Origin of the sequence: Acinetobacter sp. YH12052 (assembly GCF_013419835.1) — a bacterium.
Classification (GTDB): domain Bacteria; phylum Pseudomonadota; class Gammaproteobacteria; order Pseudomonadales; family Moraxellaceae; genus Acinetobacter; species Acinetobacter amyesii.
The window spans coordinates 108,693-129,544 of sequence record NZ_VOZI01000006.1 but is presented as its reverse complement, the minus strand read 5'-3'; the positions used below and the strand labels follow the sequence as shown (position 1 = coordinate 129,544).

The following is a 20,852-nucleotide window of genomic DNA, read 5'->3' as shown; positions in this document are numbered from 1 at the left end:
TAAATGAGAATTGAAATCGAATCCGATTTGTTAATTATTCTCATTTGTTTGTATAATGTTCAAAATTTTTTAGGGTTAGTTGCGTGCGATTATCTGATTTGAAAGTGAAACAAAGCGCAGTCATTCATAAGGTACATCGTAACCAGAATGGCAACAATGCTCCGGCTGATTTAGTCGCTAGCCGTTTAGAGACTTTGGGTTTTGTTCCCGGAACAAAAGTACAGGTGATTACCAAAGGTATTTTTGGTGGTGACCCGATTTTAATTCAAATTGGGTTTACTCGTTTCGCACTGCGAAAAGTAGAAGCTGAAAAAGTGGAAATAGCAATGGAAGGGGCATCAGCATGAGTGATGCGTTACGTATTGCCCTCGTTGGTAATCCAAACTGTGGTAAAACTTCATTATTCAATCATTTAACGGGCACACGTCAGAAAGTTGCAAACTATGCTGGGGTAACGGTTGAGCGTAAAGTTGGTCAATTTACGTTGCCATCGGGTAAATCTGTTCGAGTTTTGGATTTGCCGGGGACATATAGCTTAGAAGCGACGAGTCCTGATGAAGCCATTACGCGTGATGTCGTGCAAGGTAAAATTGCAGAAGAAGGGCATCAAGATGTCTTTTTATGTGTAGTTGATGCGACAAACTTAAAATTGCACCTCGGTTTGGTCATGGAAATGATCGATTTGGGTCGTCCAATTTTACTTGTCCTCAACATGATGGATGAAGCACGTCGTCGTGGCATGCAAATCAATACCCAAAAGCTGTCTCAGCGTTTGGGTGTGCCTGTCGTAGAAACCGTTGCTGTACGTAATGCGGGTATTGAAAACTTAATGGGTGCTTTGGATGCTGAAGGTTTCAGAAAACCAGATGCGTCATTAAGTGATACCAATCTTTCTGGGACTAACCACGAAAAAATTGAACAAATTTTAAAAGACGTGGTGATGTTTGTTGATCATGAAGATAAACGCTCAGACTTCCTTGATAAAATTTTTCTACATCCAGTCTTTGGTTTAATTACCTTAGCGGTGATGATGTTTATTATCTTCCAAGCGGTGTTTGCATGGGCTGCGCCGTTTATGGACGGTATTGAAACCTTCTTCGGTTGGTTCGGTGAATTAGTCGGTGAACACATTTCACATCCACTACTGAACAGCTTGGTCGTTGATGGGATCATTGCTGGTGCAGGCGGTGTAGTGGTGTTCTTGCCGCAGATTTTAATTTTATTCTTCTTTATTTTGGTTTTAGAAGAATCAGGTTATTTACCACGTGCAGCATTCTTGCTAGATAAGCTGATGTTTAAAGCGGGTTTGAGTGGACGTGCTTTTATTCCTTTGCTGTCGAGCTTTGCCTGTGCTGTACCGGGCATTATGGCAACCCGGAGTATTCAAGACCCCCGAGATCGTCTGGTCACGATTTTAGTTGCGCCGTTGATGACGTGTTCGGCACGTTTACCGGTTTATGCCTTGCTGATCTCAGCATTTATTCCACAGCAAATGGTCTGGGGCGTCTTTAACTTACAAGGCTTGGTGTTATTTGCATTATATGCAGCAGGGATTGTGAGTGCCTTAATTGTGGCAACAGTGCTGAAATTCTTCCAAAAAGATAAATCACAGCATGCCTTATTGATGGAACTTCCAAGCTACCGTTTCCCAGATATTAAGAGTGTTTGGATTGGTTTACTGGACCGTGCCAAGATCTTCTTGAAGCGTGTTGGTGGCATCATTTTCGCTTTATCGATTTTGTTATGGTTCTTGTGTACTTTCCCGCAACCGCCAGAAGGCGCAACCTTGCCGGATATTGATTATTCATTGGCAGGTATGCTTGGGCATGTATTACAACCGATTTTTGCACCATTAGGTTTTAACTGGCAGATCTGTATTGCCTTAATTCCAGCGATGGCGGCACGTGAAGTCGTTGTGGCGGCATTGGGTACGGTGTATGCCTTGTCTGCAACAGATGACGATGCCATGTCTCAAGGCCTGGCAAATTTAATTAGTAGTGATGGGTCATTGGGTTGGTCATTGGCAACCGGTTTATCATTATTGGTGTGGTTTATTTATGCGCCACATTGCTTGGCGACACTGGCGACAGTTAAACGTGAAACTGGCTCCTTGAAAACGGTGAGTTTCATGACCATCTATTTATTTGGTTTGGCTTATTTAATGGCATTCATCACGTATCAATTTGCAACACGCTATTTTGGATTCTGAATTGTGAATGGCAAAAGCTGAACAAAGGAGAGAGACATGCTTGAATCAATAATTATTGCGGTATTGGTGATTTGGAGTGCTGTCGTGGTGTTTAAGAAGGTATTTCCAAAAACATCGAACTCAGTCTTCACAACTTTATCTGAGCACTGTGCAAACCGTGGTTGGAACAGTCTAGCCAAATGGTTAAAGCCAAAAATGGCAGCAGGCTGTGCAGGCGGTTGTGGATGTTCAGCTTCGGATAATTCATCTGCAAAAAAAGCTGAAGTACAAGCGGTGAAGTGGAAATAAGCTCACCGCCCGTTGCGTGAAGAAACCGCCCGAGATGGGCGGTTTTTTACGAGCGGACACAAAAAAACTGCGAGAAAGTGAAAACATAAAAAGCATTCAAAACAGCAAAGTGCTAACATTTTGTCAGATTTAAAAACCGACCAAAAAATGGGGCGAAAATGTTAATACAGCGTGGTGGATTGAAGGTTGTTGCCGGATTAGGGATTTCTGGTGTTTCCGCAGTGAATTTCTTACATAGCCATGGCTACCGCGTTGCAGTCACCGATTCACGAGCAGTCCCACCGGGTCATGATCAAATTCCAAGTGATGTACAAACCAGTTTTGGTCAGTTGGATCAAGATTTATTACTCCAAGCAGAAGAAATTATTATCAGCCCGGGGCTAGATCCAAAATTACCGCAAATTCAGGCGGCCATTGCAGCCAACATTCCTGTGGTTTCAGAAATTCAAATTTTACGTCGTGCGACGGATAAGCCAATTGTCGCGATTACAGGTTCGAATGCGAAAAGTACCGTAACGACTTTATTTGGTCTTATGGCAGCAGATGCAGGCAAAAAAGTGGCAGTGGGTGGCAACCTGGGTCGACCGGCTTTGGATCTCACCAAAGATGATCCTGAGCTTTATGTTTTAGAGCTTTCAAGTTTTCAATTAGAAACCACGTCGAACTTGGCAGCAGAGGTTGCTGTTGTGTTGAACATGAGCGAAGACCATTTGGACCGTCATGGCGATATGATGGGCTATCACACTGCGAAGCATCGTATTTTCCAAGCGGTGAAAAAAGTGGTGTATAACCGTGATGACTCATTAACACGTCCATTGGTTCCAGATATTACTCCAATGCAAAGCTTTGGCCTAAATGCACCAGATATGAATCAGTTCGGTATTTTACGTGATACTGATGGCACAATTTGGTTGGCACGTGGTCGTGAGCGGTTACTGAAAAGTGCAGACATGTATATCCAAGGGACACATAATGTGGCAAACGCCTTGGCATGTTTAGCTTTGGGTGAAGCGATTGGTTTGCCCCTAGAAGGCATGTTGGAAACTTTGAAAACATTTAAAGGTTTAGAGCACCGCTGTGAATTTGTCAAAGAAGTGCATGGTGTTCGTTATTATAATGACTCTAAAGGCACCAATATTGGTGCGACTTTAGCTGCGATTGATGGTCTAGGTGCTGCGATTGAAGCCAAAGGCGGTAAAGTTGCGATTATTTTAGGTGGTCAAGGCAAAGGGCAGGACTTTACTGCGCTGCGTGATTCACTTTCAAAATATGCCAAAGTTGCGGTATTGATTGGTGAAGATCGTCCAATTATTGAAAAAGCGGTTGAAGGGACAACCACGCTGATTCATGCTGAAAGTTTGAAACAAGCGGTTGAGCTGTGCCAACAAAATGCGGTAGCCAATGATGTGGTGTTATTGTCTCCAGCGTGCGCAAGTTTTGATATGTTTAAAGGCTACAGTGAGCGTGGACACCAATTTGTTGATTGTGTGAATGCACTCGTTTAAAAGAATGATAAGGAAAGTTGTATGGCTGGGTTAGCTCAGGCGACCATAAATAGAATAAATGAAGTTGTAGAGCGTTGGATTCCTCGGTTACCTGCCGAGGTCAACGTGCGCAATGTTCTGGTGTTCTGTGTTTTGGCATTGTTGTGTATTGGTTCGATCATGGTGGCATCTGCATCGATGCCTTATGCAGAACGCATGCATGAAAATGCCTTTCATTACATTTCACGACACGGTATTTCGATTGCCGCTGCCGCCGCCGCCGCCTATATCGCCTATAAAGTGCCGTTGAATGTTTGGTTTAACAACACCTTCTTTTTATGGATTATCACGATTATCTTACTGGCTGCTGTATTGGCTGTCGGGACAGAGGTCAATGGTTCTAAACGTTGGATTCGTATTGCTGGTTTCACCTTACAGGCTTCGGAAGTCGCCAAAGTCATGATGGCGATATTTACCGCGGACTATGTGGTACGACGTGCTGAAGAAGTTCGCAATAACATCAAGGGCTTGGTACGATTGGCAGTGATTATGGCTGCAACTGTCGGTTTAGTCATGGCAGAGCCTGATTTAGGGGCGACGGTGGTGATTGCCTTAACTATGCTAGGGGTATTCTTCCTCGCAGGTGCACCGTTGATTCAGTTCGCAATTGCCTTTGGTGCGATCATCATGGCCTTTGTGTTCTTGATTTTATTTGAACCTTATCGTTTAGAACGTTTGATGTCCTTCTCAAATCCATGGAATGATCCATTAGGCGCAGGCTATCAGTTGTCGAATGCATTAATGGCTTTTGGTCGCGGTGAATGGTTTGGTGTCGGCTTGGGTCATAGTATTCAAAAAATGTCGTATTTACCTGAGGCACATACCGACTTCATGTTGGCGGTTTTGGGCGAAGAATTTGGCTTCTTTGGGATTTTGACCGTATTGACGCTGTCATTTGTGATGTTGGTCTGCTGTATTCGCATTGGTCATCGTGCTTTACGTCATCAATACTTACGTGCAGGCTACTTGGCTTATGGCATTAGTATTATCTTCTTGCTGCAAATTTTGGTGAATGCCGGCATGAACATGGGCATGCTTCCTACCAAAGGTTTGACCTTACCGTTTATTAGTTATGGGGGGTCTTCTTTGATTATCTGTGCGGTTATGGTGAGTCTGATCTTAAAGATCGATGCGACGACCAAAGAAGTAAACCCAAGTAAAGAAGAATCAAGCTTCTAAATTGGTATCTCGTTGCGGATCGGGAGATGCATGGTGGAGGACACTGGCTGGCATCTCCGTTCCACAATGGAGACATTTGACCAAGCTCGCCTTGGCTTTAGAAAGGGGAATCAATGGAATAAAAAATAAAGAAAAATAATTACGTTGCTGTTTTAACTCATACTGAGTTCTGCTTCGGCAGACAGGGCAAGTAAATTGGCTCTTTTCAATGACTTTGGTTTTCGGACCAACTCCAAAAATAAAAAACATTAGGCTCTCCAATGGTCGATTGATCACTTTATTAAAGCATAATTCAATTGAAAATCGAGTGATTGGCTTAGATCAATATTTGGGTTTATTGATAGATTTGAGGCAATGCTGTGCCATGGGGAATATGTTGAATATCCCACTGCGCAATCGCCTGTTGCAGCATAATACGCGGCGTGTCTAAGTCGACTGGCGGTTGGTGTAGGGCCTGCAATGCTTGTTGCAATAAAGATGCTGCTTTTTTTAAATCAAGAGCTTGAGCCATATTCTGTTTTGACAGTTTTTGTCCCTGATTATTCATTGCCAATGGCAAGTGCATGTATTCAAGGCGTGGATAACCCAAAACCTGTCCGAGCCAAATTTGACGTTCGGTATTGTCCAAAAGATCAGCTCCACGTACGACATGGGTCATCCCTTGTAGGTAGTCATCCACCACGACAGCAAGTTGATAATTGATAATGCCATCACGGCGTTTTAAGACAAAGTCACCCAAATCCTGTTGCAGATTGGAGCAATGCGTCCCTTGTAAGCGGTCGGTAAAACAAATGTTCTGTGCATCGACTTTGATTCGAATGGCCTGATCCTGAAGGGGAAGGCCGAGATTGCGACATGTGCCTTGATAGATATGATTCGAACCAAGCATTTTTCGGGTGCATTGACAAGCATAGATCAAGTCTTGGGAATACAAATGTGCAATGACTTCCTCATAGATTTCTAAGCGGTCTTTTTGGAAAATGATCTCGGCATCTGGTTCGAATTGAAATGCATCAATACAACGTAAGATATGTTCTTCGCTGCCGGGAAATATACGTGGAATGTCGGTATCTTCGATACGAACCACCCATTGCCCCTGATGGGCACGGGCATCGCAGTAGCTTGCGACTGCTGTAATTAAAGAGCCAAAATGCAAAGGGCCGGTTGGCGATGGCGCAAACCGACCCACGTAATGCTCTGCAGCTTTCCCTCCCTTATCTAAAGGGAGGGCTAGAGAGGAATTACTCAACACAGAATTAACCGTTATTTTGCTTCTCTTTGATCTCTGCAAGTGTTTTGCAGTCGATACATAAAGTCGCTGTTGGACGCGCTTCTAAGCGACGTAAACCAATTTCGATACCACACGTTTCACAGAAGCCGTAGTCATCATTTTTGATCGCTTCAATTGACTGTTCAATTTTACGGATCAGTTTACGTTCACGGTCACGTGTACGAAGTTCAATCGCAAATTCTTCTTCTTGCGTTGCACGGTCGTTCACATCTGGAAGCGCAGTATTTTCGTCTTGCATGGTATTCAAAGTACGGTCTACTTCAGACATTAACTCAGCTTTCCACGCCAATAAGATGTGATGGAAATGCTCAAGTTGCCCTTCAGACATGTATTCTTCATTCTTTTTAGGCTGATAAGGTTCAATACCAAATAAGCTTGCAGTAGAACCACCTTCAGTCGCCTTTGGCTTTGATTTGCGCACGCGTTTGGTAGACTTTTCGTCTACTACATCAGTTTGTTCGTCTAAGACTTGATTTTGGTTGTCATTCGCCATGTAGGGCATTCCTCATCATATGCATATATCTATACGCAAAAAATATGGTGATATGCAAGTTTTTTATCCACCCAACACAGAGTTTCCTTCTGTGGGGGTCGTCATCATATAGACTTTTTCTGCTTATTGATAGTCTTTGATGTTTGGATTCTAACTATCACTTTTCCTTTAGAAGCCATAAAGTAAAGCAAAAAAATCAAATTGAAAAGTTAATAACCTGAAATTTCAACATTAATTTGAGGTTGCTTTAATTTGACCCGAACAACTTCAGTTTTAAATTCACCATTATCATTCAGATAGAGTGCACGATACCCTGGTAAAGCCTCATCTAAGGCAAAATTTTCACTATGTGGTTTGAACTGAACACTGGTCGAAGGCGTCGATAAAAACTGAATATTACGCCATTGATTAGACGAGTCTTGATGTACGTGTCCGCATAGTACAATTTTGACATTGTCATGGCGTGAAAGCACATCTATGAGATGTTCAGCGTTCTTTAGTTTATGCTGATCTATCCAATGCGATTGCATGGCAAAAGGGTGGTGGTGGCATGCCACAATGATATGTTGCTGTGGGTGTGCTGTGAGTAACTGATCTAATTGTTCCAACTGCTGTTGTGATACCCAACCATCCACTTTTCCTTTAACCGCACTGTTCAGTAAAATCAGACACCAATTGCCTAATGCGATGCAGTGAGCACGATCTTCCTGTTGATGAAATGGGAAGCAAGACGCTTCGTCATGGTTCCCCGGAATCTGATAAAACGGAAACGGCTGCTGTTGCATATATTCGAGATAACGCGCATAGGTACGCTCTACCGGCACTTGTGCAAGATCGCCAGTATGGACAAGCGTATCGATGTGATGATGGTTCAACTGAATTTGTTGAATCACATCGTGAAAACTTTGCTCTGGATTCATGCGGACAAATTCAAGATCTTCCTGATCCATTAAATGTGTGTCCGAGATCTGGATCAGTGTCCAGTCGTATTGTGGTGTATCCCTTAAAGTCATGTCCTTCCCCTTAGACATTCCTTGTAGTATGTATTTGTTGTTGTAACCATTGCAAGGCCATAATGACAGGTGCGTTTTTTAGCCGACCATTGGTTAATAATTCAGGAATATCAGCATAGTTTAAGATATGCAATTGAATATTCTCTCCTTCATCAGGCATGCCAAAGACTCCTCCATGTTCAGGCAGTTCTGCTTCAGCACTATAAAGGTGGAATAATTCCGCGCAGGCACCCGCAGAGGGATAAAAACTAAATAAATGCTGTAGTGCATCTAATTCACAGCCTGATTCTTCCAAACTTTCACGGCGGATGCAGCTTTCAGCAGATTCATCACCATCGAGCACGCCGGCAATAATCTCTAGTTGCCATGGCGAAGTTTCATCATCAATCGCCCCAATGCGGAATTGTTCAATTAAGGCAAATTTTTGTTGTTGATGACTATAAATCAGCACACCTGCTGCTTCAGGACGATGAATCAATTCACGCTGAATGGTTGGAATCATGCTGTCTTGATGGAATAAGCGGTGTCGAAGCTGAACTTTTTCAACTTGAATAAAGCCTTTATAAAGATGTTCACGCCCTTCAATGCTGTAATCTTTTTTGTTATATGTGGCCTGTTTAATAATATTCATAAGCGCTAATTAGGATGAAATCTTCCATTTCATCCTAACCGAGATTTTGTTGAATACAAAAGATTTTTTTTAAGCTTTACACTTTGTGGTACAACTTTTGACCATGTTCATGATAGGCCGCTTTCATGCTTTGTAAACCTATCTCAATTTCAGGATTAGATTCTGAAGAAAGCTGCATATCTTGCTGATTTTTTGCATAATCTCTCACATTTTGTGTGATTTTCATCGAGCAAAATTTAGGTCCACACATGGAACAAAAATGGGCCGATTTATGTGCTTCTTTCGGCATAGTTTCATCATGCATGCTGCGTGCTGTATCAGGGTCTAAGCTCAGATTAAATTGGTCTTCCCAGCGGAATTCAAAGCGTGCTTTGGATAATGCATTATCACGAGCCTGCGCACCAGGATGACCTTTGGCAAGGTCTGCGGCATGGGCTGCAATTTTGTAGGTGATAATGCCATCTTTGACGTCTTTTTTATCTGGTAGACCAAGGTGCTCTTTCGGGGTCACATAACACAGCATCGCGGTGCCGTACCAACCAATCATTGCCGCACCAATCGCAGAGGTAATGTGGTCATAGCCCGGGGCAATATCGGTGGTGAGCGGCCCAAGCGTATAGAAGGGTGCTTCTTTGCAAACCTCGAGTTGTAGATCCATATTTTCTTTGATCATGTGCATTGGGACATGGCCTGGGCCTTCAATCATGACTTGTACATCATGTTCCCATGCACGGTGAGTCAATTCACCTAAGGTGCGTAATTCACTAAATTGAGCTTCATCGTTGGCATCTTGAATACACCCCGGACGTAAACCATCACCTAAACTGAATGACACATCATAGGCTTTCATGATTTCGCAGATTTCATCAAAATGCGTATACAGAAAGTTTTCTTCATGATGCGCTAAGCACCACTGCGCCATGATGGATCCGCCACGTGACACAATACCAGTTAAACGTTTGGCGGTGAGTGGAACATAACGAAGCAGCACGCCTGCGTGAATCGTAAAGTAATCGACACCTTGCTCGGCTTGTTCAATCAGTGTGTCTTTGAAAATTTCCCAGGTTAAGTCCTCTGCGACACCATCAACTTTTTCTAAAGCTTGGTAAATCGGCACGGTGCCAATCGGTACAGGGGAGTTGCGAATAATCCATTCGCGGGTTTCATGGATATTTTTACCTGTCGATAAATCCATAATGGTGTCAGCGCCCCAACGAGTTGCCCACGTCATTTTTGCCACTTCTTCATCAATGCTTGAACCAAGTGCTGAGTTACCAATATTGGCATTGATTTTCACCAAGAAGTTACGACCAATAATCATCGGTTCACATTCAGGGTGGTTAATGTTGGCAGGGATAATCGCACGACCTTCAGCCACTTCTTGACGTACAAATTCGGGGGTGATTTCAGTTAAATTACGTGCGCCAAAATTTTGACCGGCATGTTGGCGCATATCGACACCTTCACGCTGACGCTGATTTTCACGAATCGCAATGTATTCCATTTCAGGGGTGATGATGCCTTGTTTGGCATAGTGCATTTGAGAGACATTGTGCCCACGACGAGCGCGACGGGGTTTTGAAATATGCGCAAAACGAATCTCTGCAGTACGAATATCTCGAAGACGCTCTTGTCCAAATTTTGAAGTCAAGGTATCGAGTATTTCCGTATCATTACGTGACTCGATCCAAGATTCACGGACATTAGGTAGACCTTGATTCAGGTCAATTTGAATATTGGGGTCTGTATAAGCACCAGAGGTGTCATAAACCATGATCGGCAGATTTTTTTCTCCACCCAGACCTGTAGGCGTATCTGTAAGGCTAATTTCACGCATTGGTACACGAATATCTGGACGTGAGCCTTGGATATAGACTTTTTTTGACGCGGGGAGAATACGAGTGAGATCTTTAGCATCTTGTTCATGTTGAGCAGCGCGATCTGAAGCGGTGAGATTCGTTAATTGGTTCATTGCAATGATCCTTATGAATGACATCAACGAATCAAGCACGACCAAAAACGTGGCAGTTTATCTGATGGATTCACCTGAAAATAAAGGCGTAAAACCAAGAGATAAGAAGGGCTTAAGTTTTTAGATGGCTTGATTCCTACGCAGGTATTAACCTGATCAGGTTCAACGGTACTCATCCTTAAATTTAGCGAACTAAATTTAGATGATCTCAGCAGGAAATTACCTGCGCTCCGTCAAGCTTTGTGCGGATATTAGCATGAAGGCTGTTTTAAAACAGTGTTATTTTTCATCGATTTTGCAGTGCAGAATTTTGGCTAGGCCCGTGTGCAATTGAACTTGCATTGGCTAAGTAGAGGACTGATTTACACAGATGGCGTCACTAAAACAGTCTTTCTTATAATGCGGATCAGGATTGCGGACACCAATTAAATTCAACAGCTGCGCTTCTGATCGCTGATTAGATGCAGCAGTATTTTGATCTAATAATTTTAAAAATAAACGCGCCTGATCTGCCAATTTGGAGTTTTTTAATTGAGCCAAGCGTTCAATTTCTTCTAAAGAACTGGCTTGAATACTGAGGCGGTCTGAAAAGTCATTGGAAACTGGACTATGTGCCGAACCAATAAATAACAACTGGCTATATTGATATAGTAATTGTTGTGCATCTTTTTTGTAGGGGCTATCTGGATATTGTTTGAGATAGTCTTCCCAAAAAATTGCACGTGTCGCAATCTCTTGTGGCTCAATGGCTAAACTTTGTTGCAGCAAGGCAGGTTGTGCATTTTGTTCAGCCAGTTTTTCAATAAAGACTTGCTCGGATTCTTCCATATAAGGCGCAAAAATTTTGGCTAAATATTCAGGACTGCGGCGATAGCGTAATTGTCCTTCACCTGCATCGAACAACTCCACATAAGCTTGGCCTTTATGTTTCAGTAAATACTGATCTCGGGCAGTGAGCTGCTCATAATGATTTTGTTGAATGGTGGGATGCTGAGCCATATCAAAGGCAAATTGTTCGAACGCCATTTGCTGTTGAGCTGTACGTTCAACATGTAAAAAGTTGCGATACATTTGATTGGACAAACGCAGTAATTTTTTTTGTTCGTCCGCTTTTAATAGCGGTAAGCAGACTTTGAGATCTTGGTTGATTTGTTCTAAAGCGAAAGTTGTTCGTTGATCGTCTATTTCCAGCATGTTTTTTTCAAGTTTTTTGCACAGCAAAGACAAATCGACTGCTTCTTTTTGAACAGTCTTATTGTTGGGAAACTCTGGTGCAGGTTGAGGTTCAGGCTGTTGTTGGCATCCATTCAACATACTGAAACATAAAAACATTGCACTAAACTTTGCAGGCAGCTGAAAAAATTTTGACACAGGAACTCGATGCGCTATATAAGTGGTATTGTCCGATGGAATGTCGACTATTTTATAGATGAAACACGTGCAATATGTGTACTATTGTACAGTTCTTTGTTATAGCGTTGTGAGTAGTGTCTGAAAACGACTGAAATTATCCGGTTTTGTCGCATTTGATATAAAAAATTAATAAAAATCATACGGAAATTTGCAAGGATATGATTAGTATCTGCTTAGTTTTAGGCTTGAATATTCAATCTCGGGCATTTGAATATTAGGAATTTACAAAAAAAATGAACAAAAAAGTTGTGGTGGGTCTTTGTTTGCTTTTCACGAGTCAATGGGCGTGTGCGCTAGATCTTGTGCAAGCTTATGAACGTGCAAAACAAGAAGACCCCAATTGGCAAGCCAATAGACTACAATATGAAGCGGATAAATTGAATTTGGGGATTGCCAATGGGAACTTACTCCCGACGGTAACAATCTCCGGAAATGTGACCCGAAAAAATCAAAATTCCAACCAAAGTGGCGCTCAAGCAGGGCTGATCATGCCAGACAGCACCACAACAAGACAAATTGCGCTCACTGCCCGTCAGCCCATTTTTCGTTGGGATGCATGGGAAGGGCTGAAGCAAGTCAAGACCTCAATTAACTTAAGTGAAATCAATCTGCGGATTCAAAAACAAGATCATATTTTAAATGTCTCTGAAGCTTATTTTAATGTCCTACGTCAGCAAGCATTGACGGTTGCCAACTTACAAGAAGAACAGGCGCTATCTGAACAGCTGCGCATGATGAATGCTAAATTAAAAGAAGGCTTGGTGGCAAAAAGTGACGTCAGCGAAGCCAATGCTCAATATCAAAATGCGCGGGCCAACCGTATGGCGACCAATGTTCAATTGGTTTTGGCGCAGGAACAATTACAGCAATTGATTGGGCCATATCGAGAAAATCTGGCGGTGTTACGTGAAGATTTTCAGTTTGAAAAACCGATTCCAAACAATGTGCAAGCGTGGGAAGAACTGGCTCAGGGGCAGAATCTAGGTATTTTACAAGCGCGTATGCAACAACGTTATGCGGAAGATGGTAAACGCGTCGAAAAAGCTGCCTTATATCCTCAGATTGAAGCGGTAGGTACCTATGGGTATAACAAGCAAAGTCCACAATCCATCATGTCGCAAGATGGTCAATTTGATCAGGTGGGGATTGAAATGAACTGGAATGTGTTTAATGGCGGACGGACACAGAAATCCATTAAGCAAGCAGCGATCAATGTTGAAAAAAGCCAAGCACAGGTGGATGCAGCAATTCGAAAAGCACAAACCGATGTAAAAAAATCTTATATGCAAGTCGAAACGGATCAAAGTAAATTACAGGCACGTAAAGCCGCGATGGATTCTTCCGCGCAAGTGTCTTTAGCATCACAAGCCCAGTATCAGGAAGGTCTGAAAACTATGGTTGATGTGCTACTGGCACAGCGTAATGCCTTTTCAGCCCGTCAAGATTATTTAAATTCCAAGTACGATTATTTAATACATGTATTACAACTCAAAGCCTCCGTTGGGAAATTAACGGAAGCTGATTTAGTGGAAATGAATGCATGGTTGGTCGATCAGAAAAATCAGCCATCGATCCTACTAAAGAAATAATCCATGGTCATAAAAGTTTCACAATCAATATGCTTTAATATGGCACTAAAATCTGCCGATTCACGTTGTAGTGGAGACTCGCTTTGCCTAATAATCCTGTTTTAAATCATCACATTTCTTCGCAATTCAATGAAGAGTTGCAGGATGTGCATACCAAATTTATGACCATGGGTGGTTTGGTGGAGCAACAGGTTGCAAATGCCATTCATGCCTTATTGGATACGGATGCAACAATGGCGATTGATGTTCAATTTCAAGACAATACGGTGAACCGTATGGAAACTGAAATTGATGAAGCGCTTACCCTAATTTTGGCGCGTCGTCATCCTGCTGCGATTGATCTACGCATGGTGATTGCGATGTCGAAAGCCAACACCGATTTAGAACGGATTGGTGATGAAGCGGCAAAAATTGCCCGTATTGCACAAAGCTTGTGTGAAGAGGGGGGGTCACCGCGTGGTTATATGGAAACACGTCATATTGGCAACCAAGTCCGCGTGATGATTCATGATGCGCTTGATGCCTTTGCACGTTTGGATGTAGATCAGGCTTTACGTGTCCTTTTGGCCGATGCTGATATTGACCGCGAGTACCAATCGGCAACCCGTACCCTCATGACGTATATGATAGAAGATCCACGCCACATTACTCGGGTCATGAATGTACTTTGGGTGCTGCGTTCACTTGAACGTATTGGTGACCATGCTCGAAATATCTCTGAACAAGTGATTTATATGGTGAAAGGTCTAGATGTCCGTCACACCAGTGTTGAAGAAATTGAGCAAAAAGTTCAGCGTTAATTGATTAACATCAAGATGAACGAAGCCCATCAAATGATGGGCTTTTTTCGGTCTAAATTAACTATGTGTTTCTTCATCTTCTTCAAAAGTCCGGGCGATTTTGTCAATATTTAAACTTTTCGCCATCGCATCGAAGATTTGCTTATAGGCACCTTCTTGATGGTACAAATCATGATGCTCCCCGTGTTCTACGATTTGTCCGTCTTTCATCACATAGGTGTAATCGGCATCGATAATTTGCGACAAACTATGCGAAATCATGATAACGGTACGCCCTTGCTTAATTTGATCCAGACTATTTTTAATTTGTTCAGCCGCGATCGCATCTAAACTCGCAGTCGGCTCATCCAAGAAAATAATCGGCGGATTTTTCAGGAACATGCGTGCCAAGGCAATACGTTGTTGCTGTCCACCTGAGAGCAGTAAAGCATCGGCTTCATAGGCATGTGGCAGTTTTAAGATCTGATCATGGATCGAGGCTTTCCTTGCCGCATCAAAGACTTCTTGCTCTGTAGCTGTACTTTTGCCATAGCGAATATTTTCAAAAATTGAACCTGGGAAAATATGATTTTTTTGCAATACCAAACCAATATTTTCACGTAAATACTGTGTATCAATCTGTTCTAAATCGATGCCATCGAGTTTGATATTGCCCGCTTGAGGATGATAAAACTTATCCAGTAAGCTAATTAATGTCGATTTACCAGCGCCAGATAAACCAACCAACGCGGTGATTTTGTTCGGTTGGATGGTCATGTTGATGCGGTGCAATGCCTGAAAGCCATTGGGATAGCTAAAGTCGACATTGCTCAATTCAAATTGACCTTGAATCGGAGGTTGAGCAGTGCCACTGGTTTCAATTTCATGATCCGCTTCTAAGATATTAAAGAAGCTTTCCGAATAAATCATCGCAGAGTTAATTTCATCATAGATACGATGCAGCGAGCGAATCGGGGCAGAGACATTATTAAATAACAACACGTGATACATAATCATCCCGATACTCATTTGCCCATCCAAAACAAAATAGGCTGTCAGAATGATGATCAGTACCACACCGACCTGTTCAATAAAGGTTTTGAGTCCGTCAAAGATATAACTGGTTTGCCGTGTCTGCATCTGGTTTTCAGTCAGCGACTTTTGCAGATTTAATTGCTTTTTCGATTCGACGGCTTCTTTGTTAAAAGATTTAATGACCGTTATCGAGTTGATAATACTCAGAATACCCTGATTTTTCTTTTCAAAATTATCGCGTAGGGCACGGCGTTTGCCTGCCAGTTTTTGTGATTGTTTAAAGGTCAGCCAAAAATAAATCGGCACAATAATTGTGGCCACCACGCCAACCCAAACATTGGCATAATACATTAAGCCCAGTGCAATAATCGCACTGGTAAAAAGCGGTAAAATATCAATAAAAAAGATTTGAACCAGTCGTGTGAGCGAGCTGACACCCCGATCAATTCGAGTTTGGAGCTTACCTGCTTGGTTGTCTTGTTGATCGAAGAATGCCAATCGATAGGTGATAAATTTTTCAATAATGCCTTGGGACAAATCCTGAGAAATTAAAATACGTAATTTTTCACCAAACGATTTTTGTCCAAATTGCACGATGGCATTGATGACTTCTTTTCCCAGTAAAACTACGGTGATTGTGATTAATATGTGCCAACCATTGGCTAGACCGAGGCCTTGTTGTAAAAGCTGATTGATGCTGTCTACGGCATATTTGAGTGTCAGGGCATTCACCTGTGCCGTGAGTGAGCCAATTAAGGTCAAGATCAGCGTCACGACCACCAGCCAGCGGTATGGCTGTACGAATGGGCGTAATTTTTGGAAAAGTTGCCACAGATTCATAAGCAATTATTTTTATTGTGAATATGAGCTTTAGTCTAAGACTGAAAATTCTATGCGACAAGTAATGACAATGTTTTGATTTGTGACGAGAGTTTTTCGGCTAAGATATTTTTTAAATGTGCTCACGACATCAGCATCACGCTGCTGTGCCAAACAGTGTTGAGTTGAACCGATGAATTTTGAATTATTTACGCCTGAACCGCATGCAAATCTGTTGCCCTATGATGGTGAAGTTGAAGATTATGGATTGATCTTCAATGCTGAAGACAGTGAAAAATATTTACGCTATTTCCTCACGCAGTTGGCTTGGCAGCATGATGAAGTCATTTTGCATGGACAGTATTTTCAAACGGAACGAAAAGTGGTTTGGTATGGAGATGCTCATTATGAGTATCACTATTCAGGCATGCAAAAGCAGGCATTGATCTGGAATCCGGCTTTACTGCGCTTAAAGAAATATATTGAGCAACGGGTGGGTCAGACGTTTAATTCCTGTTTGGCCAATTTATACGAAAATGGTACGCAAGCGGTGGGGTGGCATAGTGATGATGAGCCATCTTTGCTTTCACCCACACAGCAGGTGGTGATCGCATCTTTGAGTTTTGGTGCAAGCCGAAAGTTTTGCTTTAAACATAAAAGCACTCAAGAGAAAGTACAGCTTTTACTGCAAAGTGGACAGTTGATTGTGATGCGTGGGAAAACCCAACGGTATTGGAAACATGCCCTAATGAAGTCGATGAAAGTGACCGAGCCGAGGGTGAATTTAACCTTTCGTTATTTCTATGATCAACAGCCGTAAAAAAAGCCCATATCTAGATGAGCTTTTTTCTTTCTCTGAGGAAGAGTATAGCGACAATCAACTGAAATCATGGAACACATGATTGAGATGACTGCTAAAGAACAATAATCATATTATGATAATCTTTCTGGAATTTATAATTAATAAATTCAATTAATAATATGAATTTATCAGATTAATTAAATATCATCTTTACAACATCGCATCAGTTGTGCGCAAACTGATCAGATTTAAATGGCGTCCGATTCTTCCATCATACTGCTGTATTTTTTCTCAATACGCGCTGTACAGTCTTGCATCATTTCTACGACTTTTTGAAAGTTCATAAATTCAAAACGATTTTTAGACGCCAATAGGGTCAAAGCAAGCGGGGGTTCTTTACTGGAAAATTTAATCGGAATCGATAAGCTCGACATATTCGGGTCAACTTCACCATTGGAAAAATAATAACCCTGCTTTTTAATCTTTTTCATTTGCAGCATAAATTCTTCTTCATTATGCGCAAAACCAACTTGAGATAACTCGTCCGCAAAACGGTGGTAATAATCTAAAATCCGTTGCTTAGGTAACTGCGACAAAATCACTTTAGACGATGAGCCTTTGTACATTGGACGTGGGCTACCTCGACCATATGCCAAGGCAGTATAGTCCTTATACAGTTCATGATGTACATCAATACATGAGTCGATATTCAGATGCGTCAATAAGCAACAAGACTCTGTGCGTTCCACAATTTCTTTCATGAAGGGAATGCTAATTTGCACCAATGGATCGGTGGTGCGAGAAATAAAATCAAGCACAGCAATTTTTGAACCCAGTGTGTAATCGCCAGAAGTCCCACTGAGGCGCTGCAATAATTCAGCAGAAACCAGTTCTTTTAAATAGCGATAGCTCGTTGGTTTAGATAAGCCTAATTCTTCACTAATAATGTCGACATTGATGATGGGACGAGCAACTGAAAATAAGTCGAGTACGGTGAGAATTTTACCAAAACTGGAAAGCGCCATAAGAACCTGCTTGGTCACAATAAAAATGAATCGTTAAGCTACTTTATAACAAATTGCTTGGCCTGATGTTGCGCTTTTCTACACTGGAAATGAAACAAATCTGAAATATCACAGGGTTTCTTGGGTTATTCTGATAAAAGCATAATAAAAAATTGAAATACGCATTTAAAATATAGGTCAATTATCAAAATAAGATATTTTTATTGACTTTGGTTTGTTTTTTTAGCAAAATTACTATGAAAATATCCTATATTGAATAAATATTGCCCATCTGTTCGATGCGCAGGCAATGTTGCATACTACTTTTTGTATTCAAATGGTTTGAAACACGATTTGAATCGCTTCTTTACTTATTGAAATTTCTAGTCATTCCTGTGCCGTGATACAGGTTGTGCTGTCGAATGTTTAAGCATTCGATACGAGGCCGTTTTCACTAAAAAGAAGCAAACCACCGAGATCCATCATGCTGCTGACGAAACAAATGCTCGCTTTTCGGCCCAATAAAATGGACTGGATTTTTGCGACCAAAACGTTCATCGCGGGCATGCTTGCATTGTATGTGGCCTTTGTACTGAATTTGGCATATCCGATTTGGGCGATTGGCACCGTTTTCGTGATCGCGAATCCATATTCAGGGATGATGTCTTCAAAAAGTTTGTATCGTGTATTAGGAACATTCTTAGGGGCGGCCGTGTCGGTGGTGGCACTGCCACATCTCATCCATATGCCAGTACTGTTTACAGTGTTTTTGGCTGTTTGGGTTGGGTTTTGCTTGTATTTGTCACTGCTAGACCGTACGCCTCGTAGTTATGTTTCCATGTTGGCGGGTTATACCACGGTCATTATCTGTTTTAACGTCGTGTATTTTATTGATACCGCTTCGATCTTCGATATGGCCTTGGGGCGTTTTCTCGAAATTACGGTGGGTGTGGTCTGTAGTGCCATCGTGACTACGACATTATTTCCAATGCATATTGGTCCTGCAGTCGAAACACGGGTGAGCAAAACCTTTGCCGATACCAAAGAAATTTTTGATCAGATTTTATTAGAGCCTGCCGAACTAGAAAATTATTCAAAAAATCTCGGCAATATTGCACGAGATATCGCGGATATACATGTCATGGCGGTGCATTTGTCTTATGAAAAATCAACCTTAAAAGGCATGACACGTCCGTTGCAGGAAATCTTGCATCAGTTGAGTTTGTTGGTCAGTAACCTGGTGGCCATGTCTGAGCGGATGAAACAATTAGACGGTTTAGACACACATTATCGGACGGCACTCAAGCAAGCCCATGAACATATTGCCGCGTTTTTATTAGATCAACATCAGATTGAGGAAAGTGAACTTAATCAATTACCTGAACAATTTGAGCAAGATTTTCAACACATTCAGACACAGGCATTGCCATCACAGCAGGTGATTTTGGGTAGTCTAAAAATGGATATTCGGCATTTTATTCAGAATATCCGTGCGATTCGCTTGCTTTGGCAGCGGGTACAGCAAGGCGACTCCACTTTACCAACCACACTGACCGCCTTGAGCAATAGTCATTATCCGACTTTGCACCGTGATGCGGGGGTTGCTATTCGTGGCGGAGTGTCTGCGTGTCTGATTATTTTAATTTCTACGGGTTTTTGGATCGTTAGTGGTTGGAAAGCTGGATTTATGATGGCTGAAATGGCTGCGATCAGTGCCTGTATTTTAACGGCAATGGATAACCCTGTTCCTGCATTGAAAATGTTTATTCGAGCCAATATGTATGCGGCTTTCATGGTGTTTATCTACGCCTATGGCATTTTCCCGCATGTGACCGCCTTTTGGCAGTTGATCGTGGTGTTAGCACCGTTTGTGATGTTCTGTCTGATGCTGTTTTTACATCCACCTTTAATTGGAATTAGCTTGCCATTACTGATGGGGGCGATTATGGGACTGAATATTCAAAACCGCTTTAGCCTCGATCAGGTGTTTTTCTTTGATGCATCGATTGGGACGGTTTTGGGACCCATTATTTCGGTGTTTATTATTCATTTAGTGCGTGCAATGTCACCAGATATGACGGCCCAACGCATCCTTTCTCAGCATTATAAGGCACTGCGTCAGGCTTTATATCTGCCGTACGGCTTACCGTTTCGGGTGCATTTACGCAGTATGTTGGACCGAATTGGCATCCTAAACAGCAAAATGGTGCAATCAGGAAATTTGAAACAACAGATCGAGTGGGCTTTGGTGGAAGCCAGTGCGGTGATTGATTTGACCCGCTTACAAGAACTCATGAATAAACTCGATCCGAATGATGCATTGGTCAGCGAACTCGAAGAGTTACAACAGGATTTAGATGACTATTTTCGGGCCATGGAACAAGGGCAAAAGAATGTGTATATGAGCTTGAAACAGCAAATTGTAGAGCGAATTCAACGATTGAATCAGGCCGTTCAGGGTATTGAAAACGACGATGTTATGCATCGAATTCAGTATTTACTGAACAATATTCAAAGCAGTTTTTGTCATGTTCTAACACAGCAGACTCCAAATCATTTACAGGTCGAGGCACAACATGGGTGAGCTAAATGTATATGGCGTCTATGTGCCCATTCTATTGATTCAAGCGGTATTGGCCTATCTGTTATTACGGGTCATCATGCGTTTGCTTGACCGATGGATGACGCCAGATTGGGTGCCGATGCCCAATATTTTTTATTTGGGTGTATTTGTGATGTTGCTTTGGCTGGTGCATGAAATCTTTATTTTCTGCCAGTTCTAAGCCCCTAA

At 42.1% G+C, this 20,852-nt stretch carries 19 protein-coding genes and 1 riboswitch; of the genes, 10 read left to right on the top strand and 9 right to left on the bottom strand.

What is annotated here, in order from left to right:
- Positions 1–83: 83 nt before the first annotated feature.
- The 5 genes from FTU06_RS06140 to ftsW all read left to right on the top strand — a co-directional run bounded on the left by FTU06_RS06140 (position 84) and on the right by ftsW (position 5,220).
- Positions 84–347: a FeoA family protein gene (locus FTU06_RS06140; protein WP_180088853.1), complete on the top strand. Its 264-nt coding sequence runs from the start codon at positions 84–86 to the stop codon at positions 345–347.
- Positions 344–2,209: a ferrous iron transport protein B gene (feoB, locus tag FTU06_RS06135; protein ID WP_180145525.1), complete on the top strand. Its 1,866-nt coding sequence runs from the start codon at positions 344–346 to the stop codon at positions 2,207–2,209. The genes FTU06_RS06140 and feoB overlap by 4 nt, the downstream gene beginning before the upstream one ends.
- 36 nt (positions 2,210–2,245) lie before the next feature.
- The gene (locus tag FTU06_RS06130; RefSeq protein WP_180008057.1) at positions 2,246–2,497 is read left to right on the top strand and encodes a DUF6587 family protein; all 252 of its coding nucleotides are present in this window, start codon (positions 2,246–2,248) and stop codon (positions 2,495–2,497) included.
- A gap of 158 nt (positions 2,498–2,655) precedes the next feature.
- The gene (murD, locus tag FTU06_RS06125; protein WP_180039946.1) at positions 2,656–4,002 is read left to right on the top strand and encodes a UDP-N-acetylmuramoyl-L-alanine--D-glutamate ligase; all 1,347 of its coding nucleotides are present in this window, start codon (positions 2,656–2,658) and stop codon (positions 4,000–4,002) included.
- 21 nt (positions 4,003–4,023) lie between these two features.
- A complete protein-coding gene (gene ftsW / locus FTU06_RS06120) occupies positions 4,024–5,220 on the top strand; it encodes a putative lipid II flippase FtsW (protein WP_180088855.1) in 1,197 nt (398 codons plus the stop codon).
- On the opposite strand, the gene FTU06_RS06115 is transcribed toward ftsW, so the two are convergent.
- From FTU06_RS06115 to FTU06_RS06085, 7 genes are all read right to left on the bottom strand, one after another.
- Positions 5,209–5,469, bottom strand: a complete 261-nt coding sequence (locus tag FTU06_RS06115) for a zinc-ribbon domain-containing protein (RefSeq protein ID WP_078189439.1) — start codon at positions 5,467–5,469, stop codon at positions 5,209–5,211. The two genes, ftsW and FTU06_RS06115, sit on opposite strands and share 12 nt — an antisense overlap.
- A gap of 85 nt (positions 5,470–5,554) precedes the next feature.
- Positions 5,555–6,472 (bottom strand): tRNA glutamyl-Q(34) synthetase GluQRS, encoded by a 918-nt coding sequence (gene gluQRS / locus FTU06_RS06110; protein WP_373684694.1) that lies wholly within the window; start codon positions 6,470–6,472, stop codon positions 5,555–5,557.
- A gap of 4 nt (positions 6,473–6,476) precedes the next feature.
- Positions 6,477–7,004 (bottom strand): RNA polymerase-binding protein DksA, encoded by a 528-nt coding sequence (dksA, locus tag FTU06_RS06105; RefSeq protein WP_180145522.1) that lies wholly within the window; start codon positions 7,002–7,004, stop codon positions 6,477–6,479.
- Positions 7,005–7,213: 209 nt separating this feature from the next.
- Positions 7,214–8,017: a 3',5'-cyclic-AMP phosphodiesterase gene (cpdA, locus tag FTU06_RS06100; protein ID WP_078192576.1), complete on the bottom strand. Its 804-nt coding sequence runs from the start codon at positions 8,015–8,017 to the stop codon at positions 7,214–7,216.
- A gap of 10 nt (positions 8,018–8,027) precedes the next feature.
- Entirely contained in the window at positions 8,028–8,648 is a 621-nt protein-coding gene (locus FTU06_RS06095) for an NUDIX domain-containing protein (protein WP_111884865.1), read from the bottom strand.
- Positions 8,649–8,724: 76 nt separating this feature from the next.
- Positions 8,725–10,620, bottom strand: coding sequence for a phosphomethylpyrimidine synthase ThiC (gene thiC / locus FTU06_RS06090; protein ID WP_180145519.1), 1,896 nt, complete (start codon positions 10,618–10,620; stop codon positions 8,725–8,727).
- Between the two features lie 116 nt (positions 10,621–10,736).
- Positions 10,737–10,863, bottom strand: a riboswitch (TPP riboswitch).
- 102 nt (positions 10,864–10,965) lie between these two features.
- Positions 10,966–11,952 (bottom strand): hypothetical protein, encoded by a 987-nt coding sequence (locus tag FTU06_RS06085; RefSeq protein ID WP_180004716.1) that lies wholly within the window; start codon positions 11,950–11,952, stop codon positions 10,966–10,968.
- Between the two features lie 314 nt (positions 11,953–12,266).
- On the opposite strand from FTU06_RS06085, the gene FTU06_RS06080 reads away from it, so the two are divergent.
- Together FTU06_RS06080 and phoU are read left to right on the top strand one after the other, a co-directional pair.
- Positions 12,267–13,622, top strand: a complete 1,356-nt coding sequence (locus tag FTU06_RS06080; RefSeq protein ID WP_180145516.1) for a TolC family outer membrane protein — start codon at positions 12,267–12,269, stop codon at positions 13,620–13,622.
- A gap of 83 nt (positions 13,623–13,705) precedes the next feature.
- Positions 13,706–14,422 carry a phosphate signaling complex protein PhoU gene (gene phoU / locus FTU06_RS06075; protein WP_078189433.1) on the top strand — a complete coding sequence of 239 codons (717 nt, stop codon included), beginning with the start codon at positions 13,706–13,708 and terminating at the stop codon, positions 14,420–14,422.
- Positions 14,423–14,479: 57 nt separating this feature from the next.
- On the opposite strand, the gene FTU06_RS06070 is transcribed toward phoU, so the two are convergent.
- The gene (locus FTU06_RS06070; RefSeq protein ID WP_078189432.1) at positions 14,480–16,276 is read right to left on the bottom strand and encodes an ABC transporter ATP-binding protein; all 1,797 of its coding nucleotides are present in this window, start codon (positions 16,274–16,276) and stop codon (positions 14,480–14,482) included.
- A 172-nt stretch (positions 16,277–16,448) separates the two neighbouring features.
- Between FTU06_RS06070 and FTU06_RS06065 the strand changes: the two genes are divergently transcribed.
- Positions 16,449–17,075: an alpha-ketoglutarate-dependent dioxygenase AlkB gene (locus FTU06_RS06065; protein WP_078192573.1), complete on the top strand. Its 627-nt coding sequence runs from the start codon at positions 16,449–16,451 to the stop codon at positions 17,073–17,075.
- Positions 17,076–17,305: 230 nt separating this feature from the next.
- Here FTU06_RS06065 and FTU06_RS06060 read toward each other — a convergent pair whose 3' ends face one another.
- Entirely contained in the window at positions 17,306–18,082 is a 777-nt protein-coding gene (locus FTU06_RS06060) for an IclR family transcriptional regulator (RefSeq protein WP_180062785.1), read from the bottom strand.
- Positions 18,083–18,545: 463 nt separating this feature from the next.
- Between FTU06_RS06060 and FTU06_RS06055 the strand changes: the two genes are divergently transcribed.
- Together FTU06_RS06055 and FTU06_RS06050 are read left to right on the top strand one after the other, a co-directional pair.
- Positions 18,546–20,645 carry an FUSC family protein gene (locus FTU06_RS06055; protein WP_180145512.1) on the top strand — a complete coding sequence of 700 codons (2,100 nt, stop codon included), beginning with the start codon at positions 18,546–18,548 and terminating at the stop codon, positions 20,643–20,645.
- Positions 20,638–20,844 (top strand): DUF1656 domain-containing protein, encoded by a 207-nt coding sequence (locus FTU06_RS06050; RefSeq protein WP_180036125.1) that lies wholly within the window; start codon positions 20,638–20,640, stop codon positions 20,842–20,844. Before FTU06_RS06055 ends, FTU06_RS06050 begins: the two co-directional genes overlap by 8 nt.
- The last annotated feature ends 8 nt before the right edge of the window (positions 20,845–20,852 follow it).